The sequence below is a fragment of the Actinopolymorpha rutila genome, assembly GCF_013407855.1.
Taxonomy (GTDB): domain Bacteria; phylum Actinomycetota; class Actinomycetes; order Propionibacteriales; family Actinopolymorphaceae; genus Actinopolymorpha; species Actinopolymorpha rutila.
The window spans coordinates 4757140-4780534 of sequence record NZ_JACBZH010000001.1 but is presented as its reverse complement, the minus strand read 5'-3'; the positions used below and the strand labels follow the sequence as shown (position 1 = coordinate 4780534).

Below are 23395 nucleotides of genomic sequence, written 5' to 3'. Positions count from 1 at the left end.
ATCGTCATACCAGTGGAGGCCTTCCCAGGCGGGTCATGCGCCACACGGTGCGCCAGGCGATCGGTTTGCGCCGGCCGCACGGGGTGCGGAGGCCTTCCAGCAAGCCGGTCGACCAGGCGCTCAGCCCCGAGATGGTACGCGTCCGAGCCAGGGTCAGTGCCACCCAGGTGCCCAGATAGGCGACCGCGACCGGTTTGGGGAGGTTGCGCTTGGCCAGCCAGACGCGGTTGCGGGCGTTCAGCCGGAAGTACGTCGGGTGGCGGGTCGGTGACGTCGTGGGGTGAGCAAGAACACAGTCGGCGTCGTAGCGGATCCGCCAGCCGGCGTCCAGCGCCCGCCAGGCGAGGTCGGTCTCCTCGTGGGCGTAGAAGAACGCCGCCGGGAACGTTCCCACGTCGTCGAAGACCGCCTGCCGGATTGCCGCGGCGCCACCCAGGAACGTCGTGACCTCGGAGGACTCGTTCGGGTCGCCGACGCGCACCCGCGGCACGTGCCGGCGTTGAGTCAGCCCGGAATCGGGGTCGGCGATGCGGAACGACACGATGCCCAGCCGGGGATCCTCGGCGAAGAGTTCGCGCACCCGCTCGGCCGTGGTCGGCCGGGGCAGCCACCCGTCGTCGTCGACGAACATCACGACGTCGGCATTCGCCGCGGCCAGGCCGGCGTTGCGGCCGCCCGGAATGCCCGCGTTGGTCGGCAACGTCACGACCCTGACCCCGTCCGGAACGTCCGGGGCGGGCACGCCGTTGGCGACCACCACGATCTCCACCGGATCGCCGAGCTGGTCGGTGACGCTGCGGATCGCCCGGTCGAGTTCGGCCGGACGGTCGCCCATGGTGAGGAAGACGGCCGCGACCCGCAGTGGCGTGCCGCTCGGTGGTGTGTCACTCACGCGAGCCGCCGGGACACCAGGATGCTCACCAGGTGCAGCACCACCTGGACGCCCGCGATCACCGCGACCGCCACCGTGAGCACATGGGTGGCGAGGAGGTTGCCGAGCACGACGTCGACGATCGCGGCCACCACGATCACCAGGGACAGCTCGATGGCCAGGATCAGCCGGTAGAACTTGAGGACGAGGGCCACCCGCCGGGCCTTGGCCAGCGCCGACCCGCGTGGCTCCACGGCCTCCTCGGTCACCGTCTCCTGGCCCCTGCGGGCGCGGGCGATGTCGACGAGGTCGGTCTCGGCCTTGATCAGGACCGCGCCGAGGGCAGCCACCAGGCCGAGTACGGCGTACCCGGTGGGGTGCACCTGCGCCGCCCGGAAGCCCAGCCCGACGAGGAGCGCCGCCTCGCACATGTAGTGGCCCACCCGGTCGAGGTAGACGCCAGTGGTGCTGGTGCGCCCGGTGTAGCGGGCGACCTCGCCGTCGCTGCAGTCGAGCAGGAGGTACAGCTGCACCAGCAATGCCGCGAGGATCGCGCCCGCCAGGCCGGGGATCAGCAGCGCGAAGCCGGCCGCGATGCCGGCCACGATCATCAGGCCGGTGAGCTGGTTGGGGGACAGGTCGGTGGCGAGGAACCCGCGGGTGGCGTACAGCGAGATCCGGCGCATGTAGAGCCGGCCGGCCCAGTGCTCGCCGCTGCGGCGTTCGAGCAGGCCCGGCGGTTGCGCCTTGGCGCGCAGCTCGGCGATCGTCGGCAGGCTGGTCATGGGTACGTCGCTCTCCTCAACCTTCGCGGCTTTCGCGCAGTTGCCGGGCGAACTCCCGCACGGCGGCCGCCACCCCTGCTTGGTCGAGGTCGCGGTGTTCCAGGATGGTGAACCTACCTGGGCGGGTCTCCGGCGCCCGGGCCACCGCCGCGGTGAACTCCTCCCAGGTGAAGCCCAGCCCGGCCGGGTCGACCGGCAGGCCGTGCCGCACCAGGCACCGGGTGATCAGCTCGCCCCGGGCCCGGCCGTCGGGATCGTCCCACAGGGTGGACGCGAAGGCCGCGCCGACGCCGACCTGCTCACCGTGCGCGCCCGAGCGGTCCGGAAAGAGCAGGTCGATGGCGTGGGAGATCTCGTGGCAGGCCCCGCTGCAGGGCCGGGTGGACCCCGCGACCACCATCGCCACGCCGGACAGCACCAGGCCCTCGGCCAGGACGCGGAGGAAGTCGTCGTCGGTCAGCGTGCCGGGGTGGTGCAGGACCGCCTCGGCGGACGTACGGGCCAGCGCCACCGCCAGCCCGTCCAGCGGCTCGCCGTGCACCTCCTGGGCGAGCTCCCAGTCGGCGATCGCGGACAGGTTGGAGGCCACCTCGCCGATCCCGGCCCGGACCGAGCGCGCCGGTGCCCGGCGTACGACGTCCAGGTCCACCACCACCGCCAGCGGCGCGGCCACGCCGTAGGAGCCGCGCCCGGCGTCGTTGTCCAGGATGCTGACCGGCGAGCCGATGCCGTCGTGGGCGAGGTTGGTCGCCACCGCGACCATGGGCAGGCCGACCCGGGTCGCGGCGAACTTCGTGGCGTCCAGCACCTTGCCGCCGCCGATCCCGACGATCGCGTCGTAGGACCCGCCGCGGACCCGGGAGGCGAGGTCCAGCGCGGCGTCGACGGTGCCGTCGGCGACGGGGAAGAACTCGGCCTCGCTGAGGTACGGGCGGACCTGGGCGGCCAGCGCCTCACCCGAGCGCGGGCCGACGGCGATGGCCACCCGGCCCGCCGCCGAGATGCGCTGGTCGGCGAGCAGACCGGCGAGGTCGGCGATGGCGCCCCGGCGTACGTCGACGACGACCGGCGTGGGGATCATCCGGGCGAGCAGGGGCACTACCGCTCCAGCCCGGGCTCGGCCGTGGTGTCGATGGTGTCGACGGTGGTTTCGGCGATGGCCGCGAGCACCCCCGCCGACCGGGCCAGGTCGGCGTGGTCGTCGATCTCGACCCACGGCAGGTCGCCGATCGGGGCGACGTCGACCCGGAAGCCCGCGTCGACGGCCGCCTGGTAGCCGTCCTCGTAGTAGAGGGTCGGGTCCTTGCGCCACGTCTCCTCGAGCGCGGCGGTGAGCGGCTCGGCCGCGCCCGGCCCGATCAGGCTCACCCCGATGTACTCGCCGGTCGCCGATGCCGGGTCGAGTTCCTTGGTGATCCGGGTGACGCCGCGGTCGGGCGACCAGATCACCTTCATCTCCTCCTCGGCCAGCGGCTTCACCGTGTCCAGGGCGAGCAGCAGGTCGGGGGCGCCACCGGTAGCTCCGCTCCCGACCGAGCTCGCCGCCGCGAGCAGGGCGTGTTCGACCTGGACCGGGTGCACCGTGTCCCCGTTGGCGAGCAGGCAGCCCTGCGGGAAGAGGTGGCGCGCGCACCACAGGGAGTAGCAGTTGTTCCAGGTGGTGGCCCGGTCGTTGTGGATGAGGTCCAGCGTCACGCCGTGGGTGCGTTCGAGATGCTCCCGGCGCTCGTGGACGGCCTGCGCGGCGTAGCCGACCACCACCGCCACGTCGGTCACCCCGACGCGGGCGAAGTTGGCGAGGATCGTGTCCAGCGGAGTGAGCGGGTAGCCGGCCTCCGGCCGGTGCTCACCCGCCAGCGGCACCAGGGCCTTGGGAAGGGTGTCGGTGTACGGACGCAGTCGCCGGCCGGTGCCGGCGGCGAGGACCAGGCCGATCATCGGGTGGCTCCAGCGGTGGCTCGGGCGGCCGGGACCCCGGTCGCGTCACGGTCTCGGATCCGCGCCGCCGTGGCGGTGACGCTCTCGGCGACGAACACCACCGCGAGCGCGATCGCGAGGACGGTCAGCCCCACACTGAACACCGTCGCCCCGCCCAGGGCGAGCAGCGCGAGGACCAGCATCCGGCCGTCGTGCCCGCCGGTGGCGATGGTGAGCCAGCGGCGGGGATGCGTGCCGTCCTCGCTCAGGCGGTAGATGGTGTCGTAGTGGTGGAAGGCGCACGCCGCGACGTAGCCGAACGCCGCCGGCAGCGCGGCCGGGGCGAGCGCGGCGGTGAGGACGATGGCCAGGGAGTACTCCGCGGCGCGGAACGTCGGCGGAAGCACCCAGTCGGCCCAGCCGTTGAGCGGCTGCCGGCTGGCGAACCCCACGATCAGGACGTACCACAGTACGCCGAGCAGCACCCAGCCCACGCCGACCGCCGGGATCACCGCCAGGGAGAACACCAGCGCCAACAGGGCGACGAGCGCGGTCAGGGGTGCTGGCAGTGAGCGACCGGGCAGGGAGGAGTGCACGATCCAGCCGACCGGCCCGACGTCGACCAGCGCGCCCAGGGACAGCCCGGCCGACTTCGACCAGGGCCGGCGGACCCGCCGCAGGCTGCGCAGGATCCGGCCGAGGAAGGCGTACGCCGCGGCGATCACGCCCACCGCGAGCAGCACCACGAACACCACCCGCGGGTTGGTGAACGCGACCAGCAGGCAGATCAGCGCCGACCGCTCGCCCTGGGGAAGGACGATCGCGCGGCGCAGCCAGACCTTCCACCGGCTTCCGCCGATGCGCGCCTGCACCTGGTCGGCCAGCGCCGGCGCGTCCTCGGCGGGTCCCGCGCTGACCTCCTCGTACGCCGCGTGCATCTGGTGCCGGACGGTCTGGAACGCCATCGCGGCCGCGGCCAGCCACCAGATGTGTGGGTCGCCGTCGCGGGTGGCCCCGAACGCCAGCCCGGCGAACAGGGCGTACTCCTTCACCCGGTCGAAAGTGAGGTCCATCCGGGCGCCGAGCTTGCTGAACGAGACGGTGTAGCGGGCAAGATCGCCGTCGATGCAGTCCAGCGAGAACGCCGCGTGGAACAGCAGTGCGCCCAGCACGTAGCCGGACCGGGTGCCGGTGGCGACCGTCGCCGCGGCGCCGAGGGCGACGATCAGCGACAGGATCGTGACGTGGTTGGGCCCGAGCCCGAGCCGGGCGAACCACCGGGCGGCGTACCCGGAGTAGCTGCGGACGAAGAACGTGGTGAACGCGGTGTCCTCGGCCTTGACCGCGCTCTTCAGCCGGTACGCCTCCTCGTCGACAGCGCGGGCCCGGGCCTCCAGCGCCGCCCGCTCCTGCGGGGACTCGGCGATGCCGGCCACCAGCGGGGCCGGGTCGGTCCTGGCCACGGTGACGCTTTCGGAGAGCGCGTCGGCGACCCGGCCGATGTCCACGGCCGACTCGATGTCCACGGCCGACTCGTCCGGGGGCGAGGACTTCGAGAGCCTCGGGGACTTCACGGACGGGGAGTCGGTACGCGGTGCCGCCGTCGCCGTGGGGGCGGTCGCCGCGGTGACGGCGGTCAGGGCGTCGAGCAGGTGGGGCCGGGCCGAGGGTGCCACGGCGAGGGTTCCGGGCCCGGCGATCGCTTCCGGCCGCGAGTCGCACACGGCTCGTCGCAGTGCGTGCAGGTGGCCCACGAACCGGCCGTCGACGAGGGCGACCCGTCCGGGTGGCGCCGAGGCGACCGCTGCCGGCAGATGCGCGAGCGCGTCCACCTCGACCACGTCGTAACCCAGCGCACGCAGCTGGCGGGCGACGGGTAGGGGCCCCGGTCCGGCGGAGACGACGGGTCCGACGAGGAACGCGGTCGGCAGCGGGATCACCCCTGTCTGGTGGAGTCGGCTCATCCTAGAGCGTGTGCGTCGGCCGGCAGCGTGCCCGTGGGTGCACGCGGGCGCGCGGGGCTGGAGCACTGGCGGCCCACTGGTCGGCAGGTGCGCCCGGCTCCGGCCCGCCGCTCCCGCCGTGGGGCGCGGCGCCCTGACGGTAGCCGTCCCGGCGGGATCGCGCACCACCCACCACCCGCTCCCGCGGCACCGCCACGCTGCCGGTCACCGGTTGTTGCCGTGCGTACGGGTGGGGCGCGCAGATCGTTCCCGCAGGTCGGTGCGCCCTCTCGACCGCCGGTCCGCCGTTCATTGGAAAGCGATCATGAGAGGGAAAATTTGCACAGAAAATCTGCAGAGTTGCTGTCACCGAGACGTGACAGTCCGTACGATCTCCAGCACGAACCGAGATGGCAGGTGGTTGCCCGGGCCGGGCGGGCCGCCTCCACGATCCATCGACACGCAGCGGGTCCACGCAGACCCGCTGCGAAGGAGCAGAAGAGGGAGGTCGATGTCGATGGCGACGTCATTCGTGGCGTCGACGGCGGTGTCCGCGCAACGGAGCGAGGCACCGGTTTTCGTACCCGGCTACGGATGGGTGGAATGGTCGAAGGAACTCCTCGACGCCCAGGCCAGGTACCTGCTGTTGCTGCACCAACCCGACCAGACATGGACGAAGCTCCGCCTGGTGGGTTCCCGCCGGGTGGACGGACCGCGTTGCCTCTACTGCGCCCAGGAGTGGACCTGTGCCGAGGCCGCCTGGGCCAGTTCCTGGTTGTCGCCGTTCGGACGCCTGTGGCGTCACCAGCGCGAACGCGGCGGCAGACACCGTGCGCCCGGGCCGCCTCGGGTGAGCGGCGTCGGGGCCGGCCGCCGCATCGTCTGGGACCACCCCGCCTGACCCCCTGCGAACCAGGGCTCGTCCGGACCGCGCCAACGAGGCCGCACCAAGCAGGACCACGCCAACGAGGCCGCACCAAGCAAGCCTGCACGACAGGCCGCATCACCTGAACTCACCTGACCTGACCCTGAACCGTTTCACGAAAGCCGCATCACCCGAGGACGACGGGATCGTCCGGGTCGCCTGTGGGGGGCGAAGGGGTGGCTCCGGGCGGTTCCGGATCGTGCACTGCGCCGTGGCGCGCCCACTAGGGTGCAGCCATGACCTGGCTCGTCACCGGAGGCGCCGGCTTCATCGGCGCGCACGTCGTCCACGCACTTCACGCCGCGGGAGAACAGATCGTGGTGCTCGACGATCTGTCCACCGGGGTGCCCGCCCGGATCGCCGACCTCGACGACGTTCCGCTCGTCCGGGGTTCGGTGCAGGCGACCAGCCTGGTCGCCAAGTTGTTGCGGGAGTACGAGATCAGCGGCGTCGTGCACGTCGCCGCCAAGAAGCAACCGGGTGAGTCCGTCGACAACCCGCTGCTCTACTACCGCGAGAACGTCGGCGGGCTCGAGTCGCTGCTGCGGGCGATGACCGACGTCGGCGTGGATGCCCTGGTCTTCTCCTCCAGCGCCTCGACCTACGGCGACCAGGACACCGACGTCCTGACCGAGGACGCGACCTGCCGGCCGGTTTCTCCGTACGGCGAGACCAAGCTCGTGGGGGAGTGGCTGATCGCCGACGTGGCCCGGAGCACCGGACTGCGGCACGTCAGCCTGCGCTACTTCAACGCCGCCGGCGCCGCCGCCCCCGAACTCGCGGACACCGGCGCGTTCAACCTCATCCCGATGGTGTTCGAACGCCTGACCGCAGGCCTGCCGCCGAAGATCTTCGGCGACGACTACCAGACTCCGGACGGCACCACCATCCGCGACTACATCCACGTCGGCGACATCGCCTCGGCGCACGTCGCCGCGGCCCGGCACCTCACCGCCGGCCGCGAGGCGCGCGAGGTCCTCAACGTCGGCACCGGGCAGGGGTCGTCCACCCGCGAGATCGTGGAGACCATCCTCGACGTGTCCGGCTACACCGACCTCAAGCCCGAGGTGCTCGCCCGCCGGCCCGGCGACCCGGCGGTGTCGATCGCCGGTGCCGACCGGATCCGCGAGGTGCTCGGCTGGTCGGCCGAACACGACATGCGGTCCACGGTCACGGCGGCCTGGGAGGGGTGGCTCTTCCACCATCCGGAGGCCCGCCGCGACGACGGGACCGCGCCGGCCGGGGGTGCGTCACCGGGGACCCGGGATGAGTGAGGCCGGGATGAGTGAGGCCGGAAGGAGCGAGCAGGGGCGGGTCCTGTGGAGGCCGCCGGCCGACGTCCTCGACCGGACCAGGATCGGCGACTACCTGCGGTGGCTCGAACGCGAACGCTCGCTGCGGTTCGCCGACTACGCGTCCCTGTGGCGGTGGACGGTGGACGACCTGCCGGCGTTCTGGGCCAGCGTCTGGGACTACTTCCAGGTGCGCGGTCGGCGCGGCGACACCGTCCTCACCGACGACGCCATGCCCGGTGCGCGGTGGTTCCCCGGTGCCCGGATCAACTACGCCGAGCAGATGCTGGCGAACCTCCCCGCCGAGGGGCCGGTGGTGGTGGCGCGGTCGCAGACCCGGGAGCCGGTCGAGCTCACCGCGGCGCAGCTGCGGGCGGAGGTGGCCCGGTCGAGGGCCGGGCTCGTACGGCTCGGCGTCGGACCCGGCGACCGGGTGGCGGCGTACCTCCCGAACATCCCGGAGACCCTCGTCCTGCTGCTGGCCACCGCGAGCCTGGGCGCGGTGTTCTCCTCCTGCGCTCCGGAGTTCGGCACCCGCAGCGTGGTCGACCGGTGGAGCCAGATCGAGCCGAAGGTGCTGGTGGCGGTGGACGGCTACCGCTACGGCGCCAAGGACATCGACCGGACCGACGAGCTGGCCGCCATCCGCGCGGCGCTGCCCTCGCTGGAGCACGTGGTCGTGGTGCCCTACCTTTCCGAGGACGCCGCGCGGCGGGTACCCGAGGCGTCCGCCTGGGCGGACCTGCTGGCCGGACCCGATCCGGGTGAGCCGGAGTTCGAGCCGGTGGCGTTCGACCATCCGCTCTACCTGCTGTACTCCTCGGGCACCACCGGGCTGCCCAAGCCGATCGTGCACGGGCACGGCGGCATCCTGCTCGAACACCTGAAGACCCTCGCCCTGCACTTCGACCTCGGACCGGGCGACCGGTTCTTCTGGTTCTCCACCACCGGCTGGATGATGTGGAACGTCCTGGTGTCCGGCCTGCTCGTCGGCGCCACCGTCGTCCTGGTCGACGGCAACCCCGCCCAGCCCGACCTCGGCCACCTGTGGCGGCTGGCCGACGAGTGCGGCGTGACGTTCTTCGGGACGAGCGCGCCGTTCCTGATGAGCTGCCGCCGGGCGGGGCTGCGGCCGGCCGAGGTGGCCGACCTGTCCCGGATCCGCGGCCTGGGGTCGACGGGTGCGCCGCTGCCGCCCGAGGGTTTCGGGTGGGTGTACGAGAACGTCAACCCCGACCTGCTGCTGCAGTCGTTCTCCGGTGGTACAGACCTGTGCACGGGGTTCGTGGGCGGCTCGCCGCTGCTTCCGGTCTACGCGGGAGAGCTGTCCTGCGCGTGCCTGGGCGCGGCCGTCGCGGCCTACGACCCGGCCGGCCACCCGGTCGTCGGCCGGCTCGGCGAGCTGGTGCTGGAGCAGCCGATGCCGTCCATGCCGGTGGGCTTCTGGGGTGACCGGGACGGCTCCCGCTACCGCGCCGCGTACTTCGCCGACTTCCCCGGCGTGTGGCGGCACGGCGACTGGGTGGAGATCACGCCGCGCGGCACCTGCGTGATCACCGGCCGCTCCGACGCGACGCTGAAGCGCGGTGGGGTACGCATGGGCACCGCGGAGTTCTACTCCGTGGTCGACGGGTTCCCCGAGATCGCCGACAGCCTGGTCGTCCACCTGGAGAACGTCCGGCCCGGCGGCACCGGCGCGGACGCGGGCGAGGAACTCCTGCTGTTCGTCGTCCTCGCCGAGGGGACCGAGCTGGACGAGGACCTGCGCCGCCGGTTGGCCGCCGACCTGCGCCGCCAGCTGTCGCCCCGGCACGTGCCGGACGAGATCGTCGCGGTGCGCGCGATCCCGCGGACGCTGTCCGGCAAGAAGCTGGAGGTGCCGGTCAAGCGGATCCTGGAGGGCCGGCCGGTGGAGGAGGCCGCCAGCACGGGTGCGTTGTCCGACCCGGGTGCGCTCGCGGCGTTCGAGGCGTACGCCCGGAACCGCCACCGAGCCCCCGAGTAGGTCACCGAAGCCGGCCGGTCACTTACGCGAGCTGGTCACTTACGCGAGCGCGGTCACCGACGTGGGCTCGTCACCGACCGGCCGCGCGGAGCCGGGTGACGGTGACCTTCTCCACCTCGCAGCGCCGGTCGACCTGCGCGAGGTCGGGGTTGCGGACCAGGATCACCGAGCCCCGCTGGGTCAGCGGGGCCAGCAGCGCGTCCAGGCAGCCGTACGGATCGGCGGGGTTGGCGTCGGTGAGCAGTCGCCCGCCCGGCTCCAGGCCGATCTCCTCCGCGCGCCGGCCGGCGGCCGCGACGAGTTCCTCGCCGGTGAGGGTGGCGTCGGGCGTGACCAGGGCGGGTGCGTGCGGATCGACCGGGACGTACGCCGTGAACTGGTCGGCGTACCCCGGCACCTCCGCGCCGTAGTCCAGCACCCCTGCGGGCAGTGGCTCGGTGAACGGCCCGCCCAGCGGGCGCAGCGCGAGCGCCACCGTGTCGCGGGCACCGGCGGCGGATCCGCCGGCCACCTCGGCCAGCCGGTCCGGGCCGGTGACCACGACGTCGGCTTCATCGGCGGCTCCCTCGTCCACCGTGACGGTGAGCCCGGCCGACCACGCGGCGAGCATCCACACCGCGCTCTGCCAGTGCGGTGGCAGCATGATCGCCACCCGGGCGCCCGGATCGGTGCCCAGGCCGTCCTGAAGGAGGTTCGCGGTCTTGGCGACCCAGTTGTCCAGCGTCGCGAGCGACAGCTCGACGCGTTCGCCGGTGGCGTCGTCGTAGAAGGTGAGGAACGGCGTCGCCGGGTCGGCCGCCAGGGCCGCGGCCAGCACGCGTGCGGGAGTGTTCGGGGTCGCCACCCGCCGAGCCTAGGGCATGCCGCGCGGGTCCTGCCTGATCCACTGGGCGGCCCGGGCCGGACGATCGCGGAGTCCACGGATCATGCGCCGCCACGCTTCGCGACCAATCCGCCACGCCGGGCGGCGTGATCCGCCACGGTGGGCATGTGTGTCCCGTAGGCTCGCGGTCATGCGGTACGCGGTCATCAACGCGGGGGGCGCGGGCACAAGGTTGTGGCCGCTCTCGCGCGCAAGCTTCCCGAAGCAACTGCTGAGCGTCCGGGGCGGCAAGAGCCTGCTCCGGCTCGCCTACGAGCGGCTGGAGGGATTCGTCCCCGACGAGCGGATCTTCGTCTGCGCCGGCACCACGCACCAGCAGGTGATCATGGAGCACCTGCCGGAGCTTCCGGAGGAGAACTTCCTCGGTGAGCCGGTCGCCCGCGACACCGCCAACGCGATCGGCCTGGCATGCGCGGTGATCGTCGAGCGTGACCCGGAGGCGGTGGCCGCCTTCGTCACGGCCGACCACGTGATCGAACCCGTGGAGTCGTTCCGCGAGGCGCTGGGCACCGCGTTCGACACCGTCGAGGCGCACCCTCAGATGCTGGCGACGTTCGGCGTCCCGCCCACGTCGGCACACACCGGCCTCGGTTACATCGAACGCGCGGAGCCGCTGCCGGACGCGCCCAACAGAGCCGGTCCGGGCGGCGGGCCCGCGGTGTTCGGCGTCTCGGCGTTCACCGAGAAACCGGACGCGGCGACCGCGCAGGCCTATGTCGCCGGCGGGCGTCACCTGTGGAACTCCGGCATGTTCGTGTGGCGGGCCGACACCCTGCTCACCCAGCTCCACCGGCACCTTCCGGGCGCCTACGACGGCGTGACCCGGATCGCCAAGGCGTGGGACACCGCCGAGCGGACGACCGTGGCGGAGAAGGCCTACGCCGAGCTGCCCAAGATCAGCATCGACTACGCCGTGATGGAGCCGGCGGCGCGGGGCGAGGACGACGCCCGCGTCGTGGTGGTCCCGATGGCGGTCGACTGGATCGACGTCGGCGCCTGGCCGGCCCTGGCGCGCACCCTCGCCAACGACCCGGCGCACAACGCCAGCAACGCCGTCACGGTGCTGGTCGACTCCGAGGGCAACATCGTGGTCAGCGACGACCCCGAGCACCTGGTGGCGACGGTCGGGCTGCGCGACACGATCGTCGTGCACACCCCGGACGTCACGATGGTGTGCCCGAAGAACGACGCCGAGCGGGTGAAGGACCTCGTGGCCCGGGTCCGCCAGACCCACGGCGACCGGTACGCCTGACCGCCGACAGGCCTGACGGCGGCTCAGCTGCTCAGGGACCCTGGGGCTCGGGAGAGTCGGTAGCGGGGAACTTCTTCATGAACCGCGCGATCGCCTGCCCACTCACCTTCGCCGCGTACTGACGTCGTCCCGCGGCCGTCGACCAGTGGGTGAGGGCGACGTGCTTGCCGGCGGGAAACGCGCCCTCGCCCTTCTTCCACGGGGCGACGATGAGCTTCTTGGCGTTGTCGAACTCGTTGGACTCGTACCCCTTGGCGATGGTGCGCAGGGCGGCCAGCTGCGCGGAGTCGTGCGTGATCGTGTCGTCGTACCACACGACCGTGTAGCCGTGTTCGAGGTTGTGCACGAGCGTCTCGATGTCGGGGCGGTCCTTCGTGTCGTAGAACTTCCGCGAGAAGCTCGCCGGCTGCGCCCAGTGCGGTCCGGCGGACGGAGGAATCGTGCGGTAGGCGATCACCTCGCCGGTCGGCCGGTGGTCGTTGATGCCGGCGGCGCTGTCGTTCTCGACGGCACTCAGCCCGGCCTGCGCGGCGGGGACCCCGAGCGCTGGAAACCGCTCGGCGTCCCGGCGGTGCATCCAGTTGCCGACGGGTATCCAGGCCGCGGCCCCGGCGACGACCAGGCCGACCAGCACGCAGACCGCGACGAGGGTGAGCCTCCTGCGGCGCTCGGCGCGCTCGTGTTCCTGACGCGCCTGCTCGATCTGCCGCCGTCTCGTCGTGTCCTGCTTCTTCTTCGCCACGGCCGTCCCTCACTCGTGCGCCTGGTCGCGTGGCGCTCCAATCGTCCTGGGAGTGTACGAAAGATCGTCGAGAAACGGACCGGACGTTCCGGTGCGGCCGGTACGCCGTCGAGGCCGGGGGTCCAGCAGACTGGACCCATGTCCGCGCCGACCGTCGAACGCACCCGCACAGTGGTGACCGAGACTCCGGTCGACCCGGTCTTGACCTTGCGCGGCCTGCGGCGCGGTGGCGGCGACCCCGTGCACCGCACCGGCCCGGACGGCGCGATCTGGCGCGGCACCCGAACCCCCGACGGCGTGGCCACCGTCGCTATCTGGGCCCGGCCCGCCGACGGCGCGATCGAGGGACGTGCGTGGGGTCCCGGCGCGGACTGGGTCCTCGACCACCTGCCCGGGCTGGTGGGCGCGGAGGACGACCCGGCCGGGTTCGAACCCGGCCTCGCGCTGCTGGAACGCCTGCACCGCCGGTTCGCCGGGTGGCGGGTGTGCCGTACCGACCTGGTGATGGAGTCCCTGACACCCGCGATCCTGGAGCAGAAGGTCACCTCCACCGAGGCGTGGCGGTCGTGGCGTGAACTCGTGTGGCGGTTCGGTGAGCGCGCGCCCGGCCCGGCACCGTTCCCGCTGTGGGTGCAGCCGGACGCCCGCACGCTCGCCGGCCTGCCGTCGTGGGAGTGGCACCGCGCGGGGGTCGGCCCTCAGCGGGCACAGACCCTCGTCCGCTGTGCCCGGCTGGCCACCGCGCTGGAGCGGACGGTCGGGCTGGACTTCGCCGAGGTCGAACGCCGGCTGCGCAGCGTTCCCGGCGTCGGGGTGTGGACCGCGGCCGAGGTGATGCAGCGGGCGCACGGGAACGCCGACGCGGTGTCGGTGGGCGACTTCCACGTCGCCAAGTCGGTCGGCTGGGCGCTGGCCGGCCAACGCTACGACGACGAGACCATGCTGGCGGTGCTGGAACGCTGGCGAGGTCACCGGTACCGCGTCACCCGGCTGATCGAACTCGCCGGGATCACCGCGCCGCGGCGCGGCCCGCGGTTCTCCCCGCGCGACTACCGGGCGTTCTGAGCAGTTCTCTGGGCGGTGGTCTGGGCTGTGTTCTGGGCGGCGCCGATCGCCAGCGCCCCGACGGGTTCGGCGTCCGGCGGGAGCGCCTGACGTACCACGTCCGCGGCGACCTCGGCGGGCACCCACTGGCAGGCGAGCCCCTCGACCACGCAGGAACGCACCAGCCGTTCGCGCAGTCCACCGGCCCCGAGCAGCGCGTCGGTGCGCCCCGCCTCGCCGTCGGCGCGGACGTGGACGACGACGAGGACAGGCACGGAGGAGGGCAGGCCGAGCGCGTCCAGGATCGGCTTGAGAACTCGTGCCTCGGTCACCTCGACCGCACCCCAGCGCCCGTGGGTTCCCGGCTCGGTCGGTTGGGACGGCTGGCTCGGCCCGCTCGTCGTACCGGCCGGCCCGGAGAGCCCGGCCAGTGCCCGGCCCACCTGGTCGGCGTCCACCGCCACGTCGGCGAGCGGACCGGTCTCGACCGGTAGCCGGAGTGCCTCCCGCCTGGCCTCCCGTGCACCGAGCCGGAACATGTCGTCCTCGGCGGACCGGACCAGCGCGCGCACGCCCGGCCCGTCCTCGTCGGTGACGAGAGCGGCGAGTCCGCGCACGACCGCCACCGGGACCTGCGCGCTCTTTCCCTTGACGAGTTCGGCCGCGCCGGCGATCTCGTCCGCGTGCGCGGGGGCGGTGACGACGAGTTCGTTGCCGTACGCGTCGACCCGGCCGCGGTGCTCGTCGACCACGCGTACGCCGGCAGCACCGATGGCGAGGTCGGTCTGGCCGAGCCGCCACGGCCGGCCGAAGGTGTCCGTGATCACGACGCCGATGCGTACGCCGAGGCGCTCGGTCAGCCCGCGCCGCAGCCGGCGCGCCGAGTCGTCGGAGTCCACCGGGAGCAGCAGCAGCCGGCCGGGCTCGACGTTGGACGCGTCCACGCCGGCGGCGGCCATCACGAACCCGTGTCGGGTCTGGACGATCTGGGTGGGCCCGCGTTCGGCGACCACCCGCACGGTCTCGGAGCGGATCGCGGCGAACCGGTCGTCGCCGGCGACCACGCGCCCCTCGGACTTGCTGACGATCTTGCTGGACACCACCAGCAGGTCGCCGTCGCGGACGTCGGTGACGTGCTCGGCCACCAGGGCGGCGAGATCGTCACCTTCCCCGACCTCGGGCATCCCGAGGACGGGGGAGACGAGGATCGAGCCGGTACGCGGGTCGTCGCTCACCGGCGAACCTCCTCGGCGAGTCGCAGGGCGACGTCGGCCATCGCTGCGGTGGCCGCGACGTCGGTCATCATCAACGGCACGGCGCGCGCGGCGATGCCCGCCTCCCGGATCCGGTCCACCGACCCGGCGTCGCGTTCGTCGACCAGCCAGCCGTCCAGCAGCCCGCCGCCGGCGCGGGCGCCGAAGTGCAGCGCGACGCCGGCCGCGGAGGTGTCGACCCCGATGGACGGGAGAAGCTTGTCCGCCATCCCGCGTACCGGCGCGCCGCCCACGATCGGGGACAGCCCGACCACCGGCGCGGAGGCGGAGCGGACGGCCTCGCGGACACCGGGCACCGCGAGGATCGGCCCGACGCTCACCACCGGGTTGGACGGGGGCAGCAGGAGCAGGTCGGCGCCGGCGATCGCCTCGAGTACGCCGGGGGCGGGGGTGGCGTCGCGGACCCCCTCGACGTCGACGGTGACCACGGGCAGCGACGCGTGGTGACGTACCCAGTACTCCTGGAAGTGCAGCCGGCGCCGGCCGTCGGGGGAGTCCGGGTCCTCCACGACGACATGGGTCTCCACCCGGTCGTCGGTCATCGGGATCAGGCGTACCGGCAGCCGCCAGCGGGCGGTGAGCGCGGCGGTCGCCTCGGAGAGGGTCCGGCCCTCGGCCAGCATCGCCGTACGGACAAGGTGGGTCCCGATGTCGCGGTCACCGAGCCCGAACCACGACGGCACCGAGTCGTACGCCCGAATCTCCTCCAGGGCGTTCCAGGACTCGTCCGCGCGGCCCCAGCCCCGGGCGTCGTCGTTGCCGCCGCCCAGGGTGTACATGACCGTGTCCAGGTCGGGCGAGACGCGCAGGCCGTAGAGGGTGAGGTCGTCACCGGTGTTGCCGATGACCGTGACTTCGGCGTCGGGGGAGTGGGCGAGCAGGCCGCGCAGGAAGCGCGCGGCGCCGATCCCGCCGGCGAGAACCGTGATCCGCACGCCACCAGTGTGCCCCCTGCGTCTGGCCGGGTCGTCGCCGCGTCTGTCCACAGGCCGGTGGGGACGGATCTGCCGAATTGCGCCATAGTGGTGCCGGTCGCCGGGGGGCACGCTGCGACCAGCCGCCCAACGGATCGACCATGGGCCCACCACGTGGGTCCCCACGGCGGGCCATCGTGTGGGAGGCTGCAGCCCGACTTCACACCCAGATTTGGGGGTACCACGTGGTTACCGAGACGACCAAGCCGCAGCGTGAGCTGTTCGCGTGGGTGCTGCTGGGCGCCGGCATCCTGGTCGGACTGGTGGCGGTGTCGCGACTCGGCATCGACAGCGGCTCCGGCTTCGCGCTGACTGCCTTCGCCTACCAGGGCCGGTTCGTACAGCCGGTGCTCGTGGCCCTCCTCGTGCTCGCGGTGGTCCTCGTGACCCACCTCGGCGAGCCCACGCCGAAGGCGCGCGTCATCACCCTGGTCGCGCTGGCGGTGCTGACGATCCTGACCCTGCTCGGGCTGGTGACCTGGCTCGGCGGCATGGCCGCCGACGTTCGCCTGCCCAACGGCGTGGGTGCCTTCGGCATCGACGGCAAGCTGGCCACCGCGGTGCAGCAGCTCGCCTACCTCGCGATCGCCGGCGGCGCCCTTTTCTTCGTCTTCACCACGCTGAAGGCGCTGCCGCAGCCGGTGAGCAGCCTGACCGGCGGCCTGGGCGGCGGCAAGCGGGAGAGCCGGAAGGACAAGCGCGCGCAGGTCAAGTCCGGTGCCCTCCTCGGCCGGTTCGGCGGCGGGCAGCACGGCGGTTACGACCAGCGTGACGAGCAGCAGCAGGGTCAGTACGCCCAGCAGGGTTACGACCAGTACGGCCAGTACCCCCAGCAGGGTTACGACCAGGGCCAGTACGGCCAGCAGGGTTATGACCAGGGCCAGTACGCCCAGCAGGGTTACGACCAGGGCCAGTACGCCCAGCAGGGATATGACCAGGGCCAGTACGGCCAGCAGGGTTACGACCAGTACGGCCAGCAGGGTCAGCAGGGTCAGCAGGGTTACGACCAGCAGGGTCAGTACGGCGATTACGGCCAGCAGGGTTACGACCAGCAGCAGTACGACCAGCAGCAGTACGGCCGGCACGACCAGGGGCAGTACGGTCAGCCCGCTCAGTACGCCCAGCCCGACCAGGGGCAGTACGGTCAGTACGACCAGGGCCAGTACGACCAGCGGAACCCCTACGGTCAGCAGGACCACCAGTACGACCAGCAGGGTTACGACCAGCAGCAGGGGCAGTACGGCCAGGGCGAGTACGGCCGGCAGGAGTACGGCCAGGGTGACGCCGGGCAGCAGTACGACTCCTACTCGTCGTTCGGTCCGGACGCCGGCCGCGACTCCGGGGCGAACGCGGCTGGGGAGCAGCACGACGCCCGCGACCAGCAGCACGAGCAGGGCCGGCCCGACTACGACCGACCCGTGGGCGGCGCTGGCCGGCGCGATCCGGACAGCACGCAGTTCTTCGGCCGCGCCTACCCCGAGCCGGACGCGGCGGAGAGCCGGCCGGCCGAGCAGGCTGCCCGGCCGGCCGAGGTGGACGACGAGGACGACGACCACACCCGGGTCGTCCGGCTGGGAAACCTCGACGGACCCGACGGTGAGCCGGAGCCCGCCGCGGAGCAGCCGGGCCAGGACCGCGGTGACCACGGCCGCGGCGACCAGGGCCGGGCACGCGAGGAACAGCAGAACTGGTGGTCGCAGCCGCCACGCTGAGGCGTGAACCGCGAGGCGCCACCGCGGGCGAGACGATCGGGCCCGGCCAGAACCCAGCTTCTGGCCGGGCCCGATCGCGTTGTCGGCGATCCGGATCCCTTGTGTGGTTGGGATTTTCTCCCCTCCACGGCTCCGAACGCCTTGCCCGGTTGAGGTTTGCGCCCTGCTCCGGGTGGCTATGTCCGCTTATAGCAGACCTCAAGTTGACGTAGCGGGATTTCCGGCATGTAATTTCAGCTGTGTCATTCCCGCCGTTCCGGGGAAGTACCAGAACGGTGTGACACGGAAGCACTGCTCGGAGTTTTGGTGCGAGGACGGACGGCGACGTCGACCCGGTCTGCGCTGCGAGTAACCCGAGTAACTGGTCGGCAACGGGGATTGTTTCTCACGGGGACGTGGGTCGAGGAGGCGAGGACCGTGGCAGAGCCCAGCCTGCTGCACGGCGGCGCCGAGGAAGAACTCAGCTGGCAGGAACGCGCGCTGTGCGCGCAGACCGACCCGGAGGCGTTCTTTCCGGAAAAAGGTGGATCCACCCGCGAAGCCAAGCGGGTGTGCATGGTGTGCGAGGTCAGATCTGCGTGCCTGACCTACGCACTGGAGCACGATGAACGCTTCGGTATCTGGGGCGGCCTCTCCGAGCGGGAGCGCCGTCGGATGAAGAAACGCGCGGTCTGAGCGACAGCCACAGGCCGTCCGGCCGGGACCGCGGGCCCACGTGCCCGCGGTCCCGCGCCTTCGGAACCCTGCCTGAGGACACACGGATCCGAGGCGCCCGCTCGGAGGCGGTTGCCCGGCCTGTCCCAGCCTGCGGCCGTTCGTCGGAAGCGTCGCGTAGTGTGTGGGCTTGCACCGAGCCCCCCACCTGTGAGGTTCCGCTTTCCGCATGAGCGAGCGTTCAGGAGCCGAGGCGTCGTCGCGCCCGACCGTCACCGCCGTCGTCGTGTCCCACAACGGCGCGCCGTGGCTGCATGAGCTGATCGCGGGGATCCAGGCACAGACCCGCCCGCCGGACCGCGTCGTGGCCGTCGACACCGGCAGCCTGGACGACTCCCGCGAGCTGCTGGTCGGCAAGCTCGGCGGCCCGGTGATCGATGCCCCCGCACGCACCGGCTTCGGTGCCGCCGTCGAGCGCGCCGTTCGGGCACTTCCTCCGGCCTTGCCGGGCGAGTGGCTGTGGCTGCTGCACGACGACTGCGCACCTGACCCAGGGGCACTGGAGGCGCTGCTGCGCCAGGCCGAGTCGGCCCCCGAGGCCGCGGTCCTCGGCCCCAAGCTGCGCGACTGGCCCAACGGCCGGCGGTTGCTCGAGGTCGGGGTGACCATCGCCGGCAGCGGCGCCCGCGAGACCGGCCTGGAGTTCGGCGAGTACGACCAGGGCCAGCACGACGGCGTACGCGAGGTCCTGGCGGTCAGCACCGCCGGTATGTTCGTCCGCCGCGACGTGTTCGAGCACCTCGGCGGCTTCGACCCCCAGCTGCCCCTCTTCCGCGATGACGTCGACTTCGGCTGGCGCGTCGTCCGCGCGGGCTACCAGGTGCTGACCTGCGCCGACGCGGTCGTGCACCACGCGGAGGCGGGCCACCGCCGCTACCGCCGACTCGATGCCGTGCCCCATCGGCCGCGGCTGACCGACCGCCGCAACGCGCTCTACACGCTGCTGGTCAACTCCGCGGCCTGGCGCGTCCCCTTCCTCCTGGTCCGGCTGGCCGTGGGGTCGCTGCTGCGGGTGCTCGGCCTGCTGGTCGCGAAGTGGCCCGACGCCGCCTACGACGAGTTCCGCGCCTTCGTCGGTGCCTACTCCCGGCTCGACCTGATCCTGCTGGCCCGGCGCCGACGGGCACGGAACGCCAAGGTCGGCAGTGGTGCCGTCCGCCGGCTGCGTCCCCCGCCGTGGATCGGTCTGCAGCATGCCTTCGACGGGCTGATGGCGCTGGTCTCGGCCCGGTCCGGCACTCACGTCGGCACCGGCCGGCGGTCACGCCGGGTGATCGAGACCGGTCCGGTCGCGGAGGAGACCGAGGAGCTCGACGACGACACCCCGGGCGTCTGGCGGTGGCTGGTCGCCCGGCCGGCGCTGCTGGTCGTGCTGGCGGTCACCGTGGTGACGCTGGTCGCGTGCCGCAACCTGCTCGGCGCCGGCGAGCTCGGCGGTGGTGCGTTGTTGCCCGCTCCCGACGGCGCGGCCGACCTGTGGCGGCGCGCGTACGAAGGCTGGCACCCGGTCGAGCTCGGCAGCGGCCGGGCCGCGCCGCCCTACCTCACCGTCCTCGCCCTGGTCAGCTCGCTGTTCCTCGGCAAGGCCTGGCTGGCCGTCGACGTGCTGCTGCTCGGTTCGGTGCCGCTGGCCGCGATCACCTGCTACCTGCTGATGCGGCCAGTGGTGGCGACCCGGCCGTTGCGCCTGTGGGCGACGGCGACGTACGCCCTGCTGCCGGTGGTGACCGGTGCCGTCGCGGCCGGCCGGATCGGCACGTGCGTGGCGATCGTGGTCCTGCCCCTGGTGGCGCTGGCGGTGCTGCGGGCGTACGGACCGGGGGTGACCGTCGGCACCTGGAGCGCCGCCTGGGCCGCCGGCCTGCTGCTCGCCGTCCTCACCGCGTTCGTCCCCATCGGCTACGTCGCGGCACTGCTGCTGGGGCTGGTGGCGATCGCACTGCCCACCCTGCGCAAGCCCGGAAGTGTCGGCCGGATCGTCGTGGCGCTCGCGGTGCCGCCGCTGGCGCTGTTGCCCTGGCTTCCGGTCGTGGCCCGTGACCCTGGTGTTCTGCTGGGCGAGGCCGGGCTGGCGGCGCCTGGGCTGGCCGAGTCCCCGCTGGCTCCGCTGCGCCTGGCGTTCGGCATCCCGGGCGGCCCCGGTGTGGCACCGGCGTGGATGTTCGGCCTGCTGTGTGTGGTGGCGCTGGTGGCGCTGCTGCGCCGTGACCGGGCACGCGGCGTCCTCGCGGCCTGGGGGCTCAGCCTGGCCGGGCTCGCGCTCGGCCTGGTGCAGAGCAGGCTCACGGTCGTCACCGACTGGGTCCCGGTCGGGGTCCCGGCCTGGCCCGGCCTGGCGTCGGTGCTCGTCCTGGCCGGCTGGATTCTCGCGATCGTGCACGGCGCCGACGGCGCCCGCCGCGTCTTCCGGCAGCGCAGCTTCTCCTGGCGTCAGCCCGGCATCGGCGTGGCCGTCGTGGTCGCGGTCCTGGCTCCGGTGCTCGTCGCCGGGTGGTGGATCATCCGGGGCGCGGACGGCCCGGTCAACCGGGACGCCGGGCCCGCGATCCCGGCATATATGCGGGCCGCGCAGAAGTCCGCCGCCCACCCCCGGGCGCTGGTCGTTCAGGCCGACGACGGCGCGGTCCGTTACGCCCTGCTGCGCGATGCCGCCGCACGCCTCGGTGACGCCCAGACCGGCACTCCCGCCCGCACGCTCGACCGCCTGGACGCCACCGTCGGCGACCTGCTCGGTGACAGCCAGCGCGAGGCAACCGCCGCCCGGCTGGCGGCCTACGACATCGGGTACGTCTATCTCCCGGCCCCCGCCGACGCGGCGTCGGCCGAACGCCTGGACGCGACCCCGGGTCTCGTCCGGTCCAGCGCGCCCGACGGCGCGGCGGCCTGGACGGTGGACCTGCCAGTCGGCCGGCTGCGGATCCTCGACCCGCGGGGCGCGGCCGGCGGCGCCGGTGCCGCCTCGTCGGCCAAGGTCGTCGGAGTCGACCCCGGCGGCGCCGCGACAACGGTGCCGAACGGTCAGGAAGGCCGGTTGCTGGTGCTCGCCGAGGCCTACGACCAGTCCTGGCGGGCCAGCCTGGCCGGTGAGCACCTGAAGCCGGTGCGCTACGACGGGTGGGCGCAGGCGTTCGAGTTGCCCGCGAGCGGCGGCCGCCTGGTGCTCGACTCCACACCGAAGCTGCACGGTGAACTCCTCGCCGTACAGGGGTTCCTGGTGCTGGTGTTCCTGATCCTCGCGCTGCCCACCCGGCCGCGGCGGGACCCGGTGCCGATGGAGCCGGCGGGCGGCCGGCGCGTCGGCGGTTCGTTCGGCACCGACGGACGGCCCGGCAGGCGGTCGGCCGCGGCCGGCGCACCACCGGGTGCGGCCACGGCGGGCGAGACCCTGACCGGCAGCACCCTGACCGGAACCGCCCCGACAGCCACCCCGACCGGCAGGACCTCGGCCGGTCCACGAGACCCTGACCGACCTCGTGAGGGGGTCCGAAACCAATGAGCAACCCCTTCGTCCGGCTCGGCGGCGTCGTGGTCGCCGCGGCCGCACTGGTCGCCGGCGCGACGCTGGTCGGACCGACGCTGACCTCGGCCGACGAGCCGGCCCGGGCATCCGGCCGGCCCACCCGGGTCCCCGTGGACCGCGCGACCCTGGTGTGTCCGGAGTCCCGCTACGTTCGCTCGGAGAGCGCCACCGAAGTGGCCGCGGTGTCCGCGCCGGCGCGGATAAACGCCCCGGGCGTGGGCGCGGAGGCCGCTCGGCGGGCCGCCGCCACCCCCGGCAAGCTCGCCTTGCTACCCCTTGGCTCGGCCAAGCCACTGACCTCGGTCGACCAGCGCGAACGCCTGGCCGACTACTCCGTTCGCAAGGACGGCACACCGCCGCTGCTGGTGCGCGCACAGGGTGCGGTGGCCCCCGGAGCCGCCGCCGGCCAGCTCACCCGGTCCGGGTCGGGCCCGCTGCGCGGTCTGGCGGAGGCACCGTGCACCCAGCCCGGCACGCAGTTCTGGTTCGTCGGCACCGGCAGCGCGCTGGGCCAGCACGGCCGCCTCTACCTCACCAACTCCGACGAGGGCTCGGCTCAGGTCGACCTGCGCCTGTACGACGAGAAGGGCCAGGTCGATGCCGACGCCGCCCGCGGGCTCACCGTGGCGCCGGGCAGGCAGACCGTCGTCGAACTGGACAAGCTGGCACCCACCAGCAAGCGGCTCGCGGTCGAGGTCGTGGCCCAGCGCGGCCGGGTCGCGGCGGCACTGCGCAACGACGCGCAGAACGCCGACACCGCGATGGGTGTCGACTGGATTCCCTCGGCGACGTCACCGGCCAAGCAGGTGGTCGTGCCGGGCATCGCTCCCGGTGACGGCGATCGCGTCCTCAGCGTGGTGGCCCCGGCGGACTCCACCGCCAGCGTCAACCTCTCCGTGCTCGGCCCCGACGGCACCTTCCGCCCGTCCGGGCTCGGCGACCTGGAGGTCAAGCCGGGCACGGTCGCGGAGATCCCCCTGCAGGAGGCACTCCGCAAGCAGGCGGGTGCGGTGCGGGTGGAGTCGGACGTACCCGTCACCGCCTCGGTCCGAAGCGTCTTCGGCTCCGGCTCGAACCCGCACGACGTGGCGTACTCCTCGGCGTCCAGTCCGCTGGCCGGGCCGGCCGTGGTGCCGTCCACCGATGCCGGCCAGGGCAAGTCCGCCAGCCTGTTGCTGTCCAGCCCCTCCCAGCAGGCGGTGAACGCCTCGGTGCGGTTGTACTCCGACGACGGCCGCGAGGTGGATTCGACGAAGGTGACGGTTCGCCCCGGCAGCACGGTGGAGACCAAGCTGGAGCCGAAGGACGTCAGCCGCTACACCGTGGTGGTCACGCCCGACAGCGGCGGCCCGTTGTTCGGGAGCAGGCTGCGGGTGGAGGACGACCCGGACGGGCCGATGGCGTCGTCGTGGCCGCTGACCTCCGCCGAGTCCACCGTGGTGCGCCCGGCGGCACGGTCCGACATCGGCGCGGGGATCGGGGTCCGGGAGACCGTCGACCCGATGTTCCAGTAGCCGGTCGGGCGTCGCCGCCGCGCTCCGG

General features: G+C 73.0%; 18 protein-coding genes. 9 read left to right on the top strand and 9 right to left on the bottom strand.

Features of this window, described 5'->3' with window-relative positions; all coding sequences use genetic code 11:
• Positions 1-4: 4 nt before the first annotated feature.
• From F4554_RS21305 to F4554_RS21285, 5 genes are read right to left on the bottom strand one after another with little or no spacing between them, the layout of a single operon-like run.
• The gene (locus F4554_RS21305; RefSeq protein WP_337796143.1) at positions 5-892 is read right to left on the bottom strand and encodes a glycosyltransferase family 2 protein; all 888 of its coding nucleotides are present in this window, start codon (positions 890-892) and stop codon (positions 5-7) included.
• Positions 889-1656 carry a CDP-alcohol phosphatidyltransferase family protein gene (locus F4554_RS21300; protein ID WP_179789207.1) on the bottom strand — a complete coding sequence of 256 codons (768 nt, stop codon included), beginning with the start codon at positions 1654-1656 and terminating at the stop codon, positions 889-891. Before F4554_RS21300 ends, F4554_RS21305 begins: the two co-directional genes overlap by 4 nt.
• 16 nt (positions 1657-1672) lie before the next feature.
• Positions 1673-2737 carry an iron-containing alcohol dehydrogenase family protein gene (locus tag F4554_RS21295; protein ID WP_202889403.1) on the bottom strand — a complete coding sequence of 355 codons (1065 nt, stop codon included), beginning with the start codon at positions 2735-2737 and terminating at the stop codon, positions 1673-1675.
• A gap of 17 nt (positions 2738-2754) precedes the next feature.
• A complete protein-coding gene (locus F4554_RS21290) occupies positions 2755-3594 on the bottom strand; it encodes a phosphocholine cytidylyltransferase family protein (RefSeq protein ID WP_179789205.1) in 840 nt (279 codons plus the stop codon).
• Positions 3591-5537, bottom strand: a complete 1947-nt coding sequence (locus tag F4554_RS21285; protein ID WP_179789204.1) for a DUF5941 domain-containing protein — start codon at positions 5535-5537, stop codon at positions 3591-3593. Before F4554_RS21285 ends, F4554_RS21290 begins: the two co-directional genes overlap by 4 nt.
• A 496-nt stretch (positions 5538-6033) precedes the next feature.
• Between F4554_RS21285 and F4554_RS21280 the strand changes: the two genes are divergently transcribed.
• From F4554_RS21280 to F4554_RS21270, 3 genes are all read left to right on the top strand, one after another.
• Positions 6034-6417 (top strand): hypothetical protein, encoded by a 384-nt coding sequence (locus tag F4554_RS21280; protein WP_179789203.1) that lies wholly within the window; start codon positions 6034-6036, stop codon positions 6415-6417.
• 260 nt (positions 6418-6677) lie between these two features.
• The gene (gene galE, locus F4554_RS21275; protein WP_179789202.1) at positions 6678-7715 is read left to right on the top strand and encodes a UDP-glucose 4-epimerase GalE; all 1038 of its coding nucleotides are present in this window, start codon (positions 6678-6680) and stop codon (positions 7713-7715) included.
• Between the two features lie 7 nt (positions 7716-7722).
• Complete coding sequence (locus tag F4554_RS21270; protein ID WP_179789201.1) at positions 7723-9738, top strand: acetoacetate--CoA ligase; 2016 nt, start codon at positions 7723-7725, stop codon at positions 9736-9738.
• 70 nt (positions 9739-9808) lie between these two features.
• Here F4554_RS21270 and F4554_RS21265 read toward each other — a convergent pair whose 3' ends face one another.
• Positions 9809-10582: a TIGR03089 family protein gene (locus F4554_RS21265; protein WP_179789200.1), complete on the bottom strand. Its 774-nt coding sequence runs from the start codon at positions 10580-10582 to the stop codon at positions 9809-9811.
• Between the two features lie 169 nt (positions 10583-10751).
• On the opposite strand from F4554_RS21265, the gene F4554_RS21260 reads away from it, so the two are divergent.
• Positions 10752-11873, top strand: a complete 1122-nt coding sequence (locus F4554_RS21260) for a mannose-1-phosphate guanylyltransferase (RefSeq protein WP_179789199.1) — start codon at positions 10752-10754, stop codon at positions 11871-11873.
• 31 nt (positions 11874-11904) lie between these two features.
• Here F4554_RS21260 and F4554_RS21255 read toward each other — a convergent pair whose 3' ends face one another.
• Positions 11905-12615 (bottom strand): DUF3105 domain-containing protein, encoded by a 711-nt coding sequence (locus F4554_RS21255; RefSeq protein ID WP_179789198.1) that lies wholly within the window; start codon positions 12613-12615, stop codon positions 11905-11907.
• 138 nt (positions 12616-12753) lie between these two features.
• Here F4554_RS21255 and F4554_RS21250 point away from each other — a divergent pair, with 138 nt between their 5' ends.
• Positions 12754-13680: a DNA-3-methyladenine glycosylase family protein gene (locus F4554_RS21250; RefSeq protein WP_179789197.1), complete on the top strand. Its 927-nt coding sequence runs from the start codon at positions 12754-12756 to the stop codon at positions 13678-13680.
• Here F4554_RS21250 and F4554_RS21245 read toward each other — a convergent pair.
• A complete protein-coding gene (locus F4554_RS21245) occupies positions 13665-14894 on the bottom strand; it encodes a coenzyme F420-0:L-glutamate ligase (RefSeq protein WP_337796142.1) in 1230 nt (409 codons plus the stop codon). The genes F4554_RS21250 and F4554_RS21245 overlap by 16 nt on opposite strands.
• Positions 14891-15868 carry a 2-phospho-L-lactate transferase gene (gene cofD / locus F4554_RS21240; RefSeq protein WP_179789196.1) on the bottom strand — a complete coding sequence of 326 codons (978 nt, stop codon included), beginning with the start codon at positions 15866-15868 and terminating at the stop codon, positions 14891-14893. Before cofD ends, F4554_RS21245 begins: the two co-directional genes overlap by 4 nt.
• Before the next feature lie 224 nt (positions 15869-16092).
• On the opposite strand from cofD, the gene F4554_RS21235 reads away from it, so the two are divergent.
• The 4 genes from F4554_RS21235 to F4554_RS21220 all read left to right on the top strand — a co-directional run bounded on the left by F4554_RS21235 (position 16093) and on the right by F4554_RS21220 (position 23367).
• Positions 16093-17619 carry a hypothetical protein gene (locus F4554_RS21235; RefSeq protein WP_179789195.1) on the top strand — a complete coding sequence of 509 codons (1527 nt, stop codon included), beginning with the start codon at positions 16093-16095 and terminating at the stop codon, positions 17617-17619.
• A gap of 417 nt (positions 17620-18036) precedes the next feature.
• Entirely contained in the window at positions 18037-18294 is a 258-nt protein-coding gene (locus F4554_RS21230) for a WhiB family transcriptional regulator (RefSeq protein ID WP_179789194.1), read from the top strand.
• 208 nt (positions 18295-18502) lie between these two features.
• Positions 18503-21829 (top strand): glycosyltransferase family 2 protein, encoded by a 3327-nt coding sequence (locus F4554_RS21225; protein ID WP_179789193.1) that lies wholly within the window; start codon positions 18503-18505, stop codon positions 21827-21829.
• Positions 21826-23367, top strand: coding sequence for a DUF5719 family protein (locus tag F4554_RS21220; RefSeq protein WP_179789192.1), 1542 nt, complete (start codon positions 21826-21828; stop codon positions 23365-23367). Before F4554_RS21225 ends, F4554_RS21220 begins: the two co-directional genes overlap by 4 nt.
• Positions 23368-23395 lie beyond the last annotated feature (28 nt).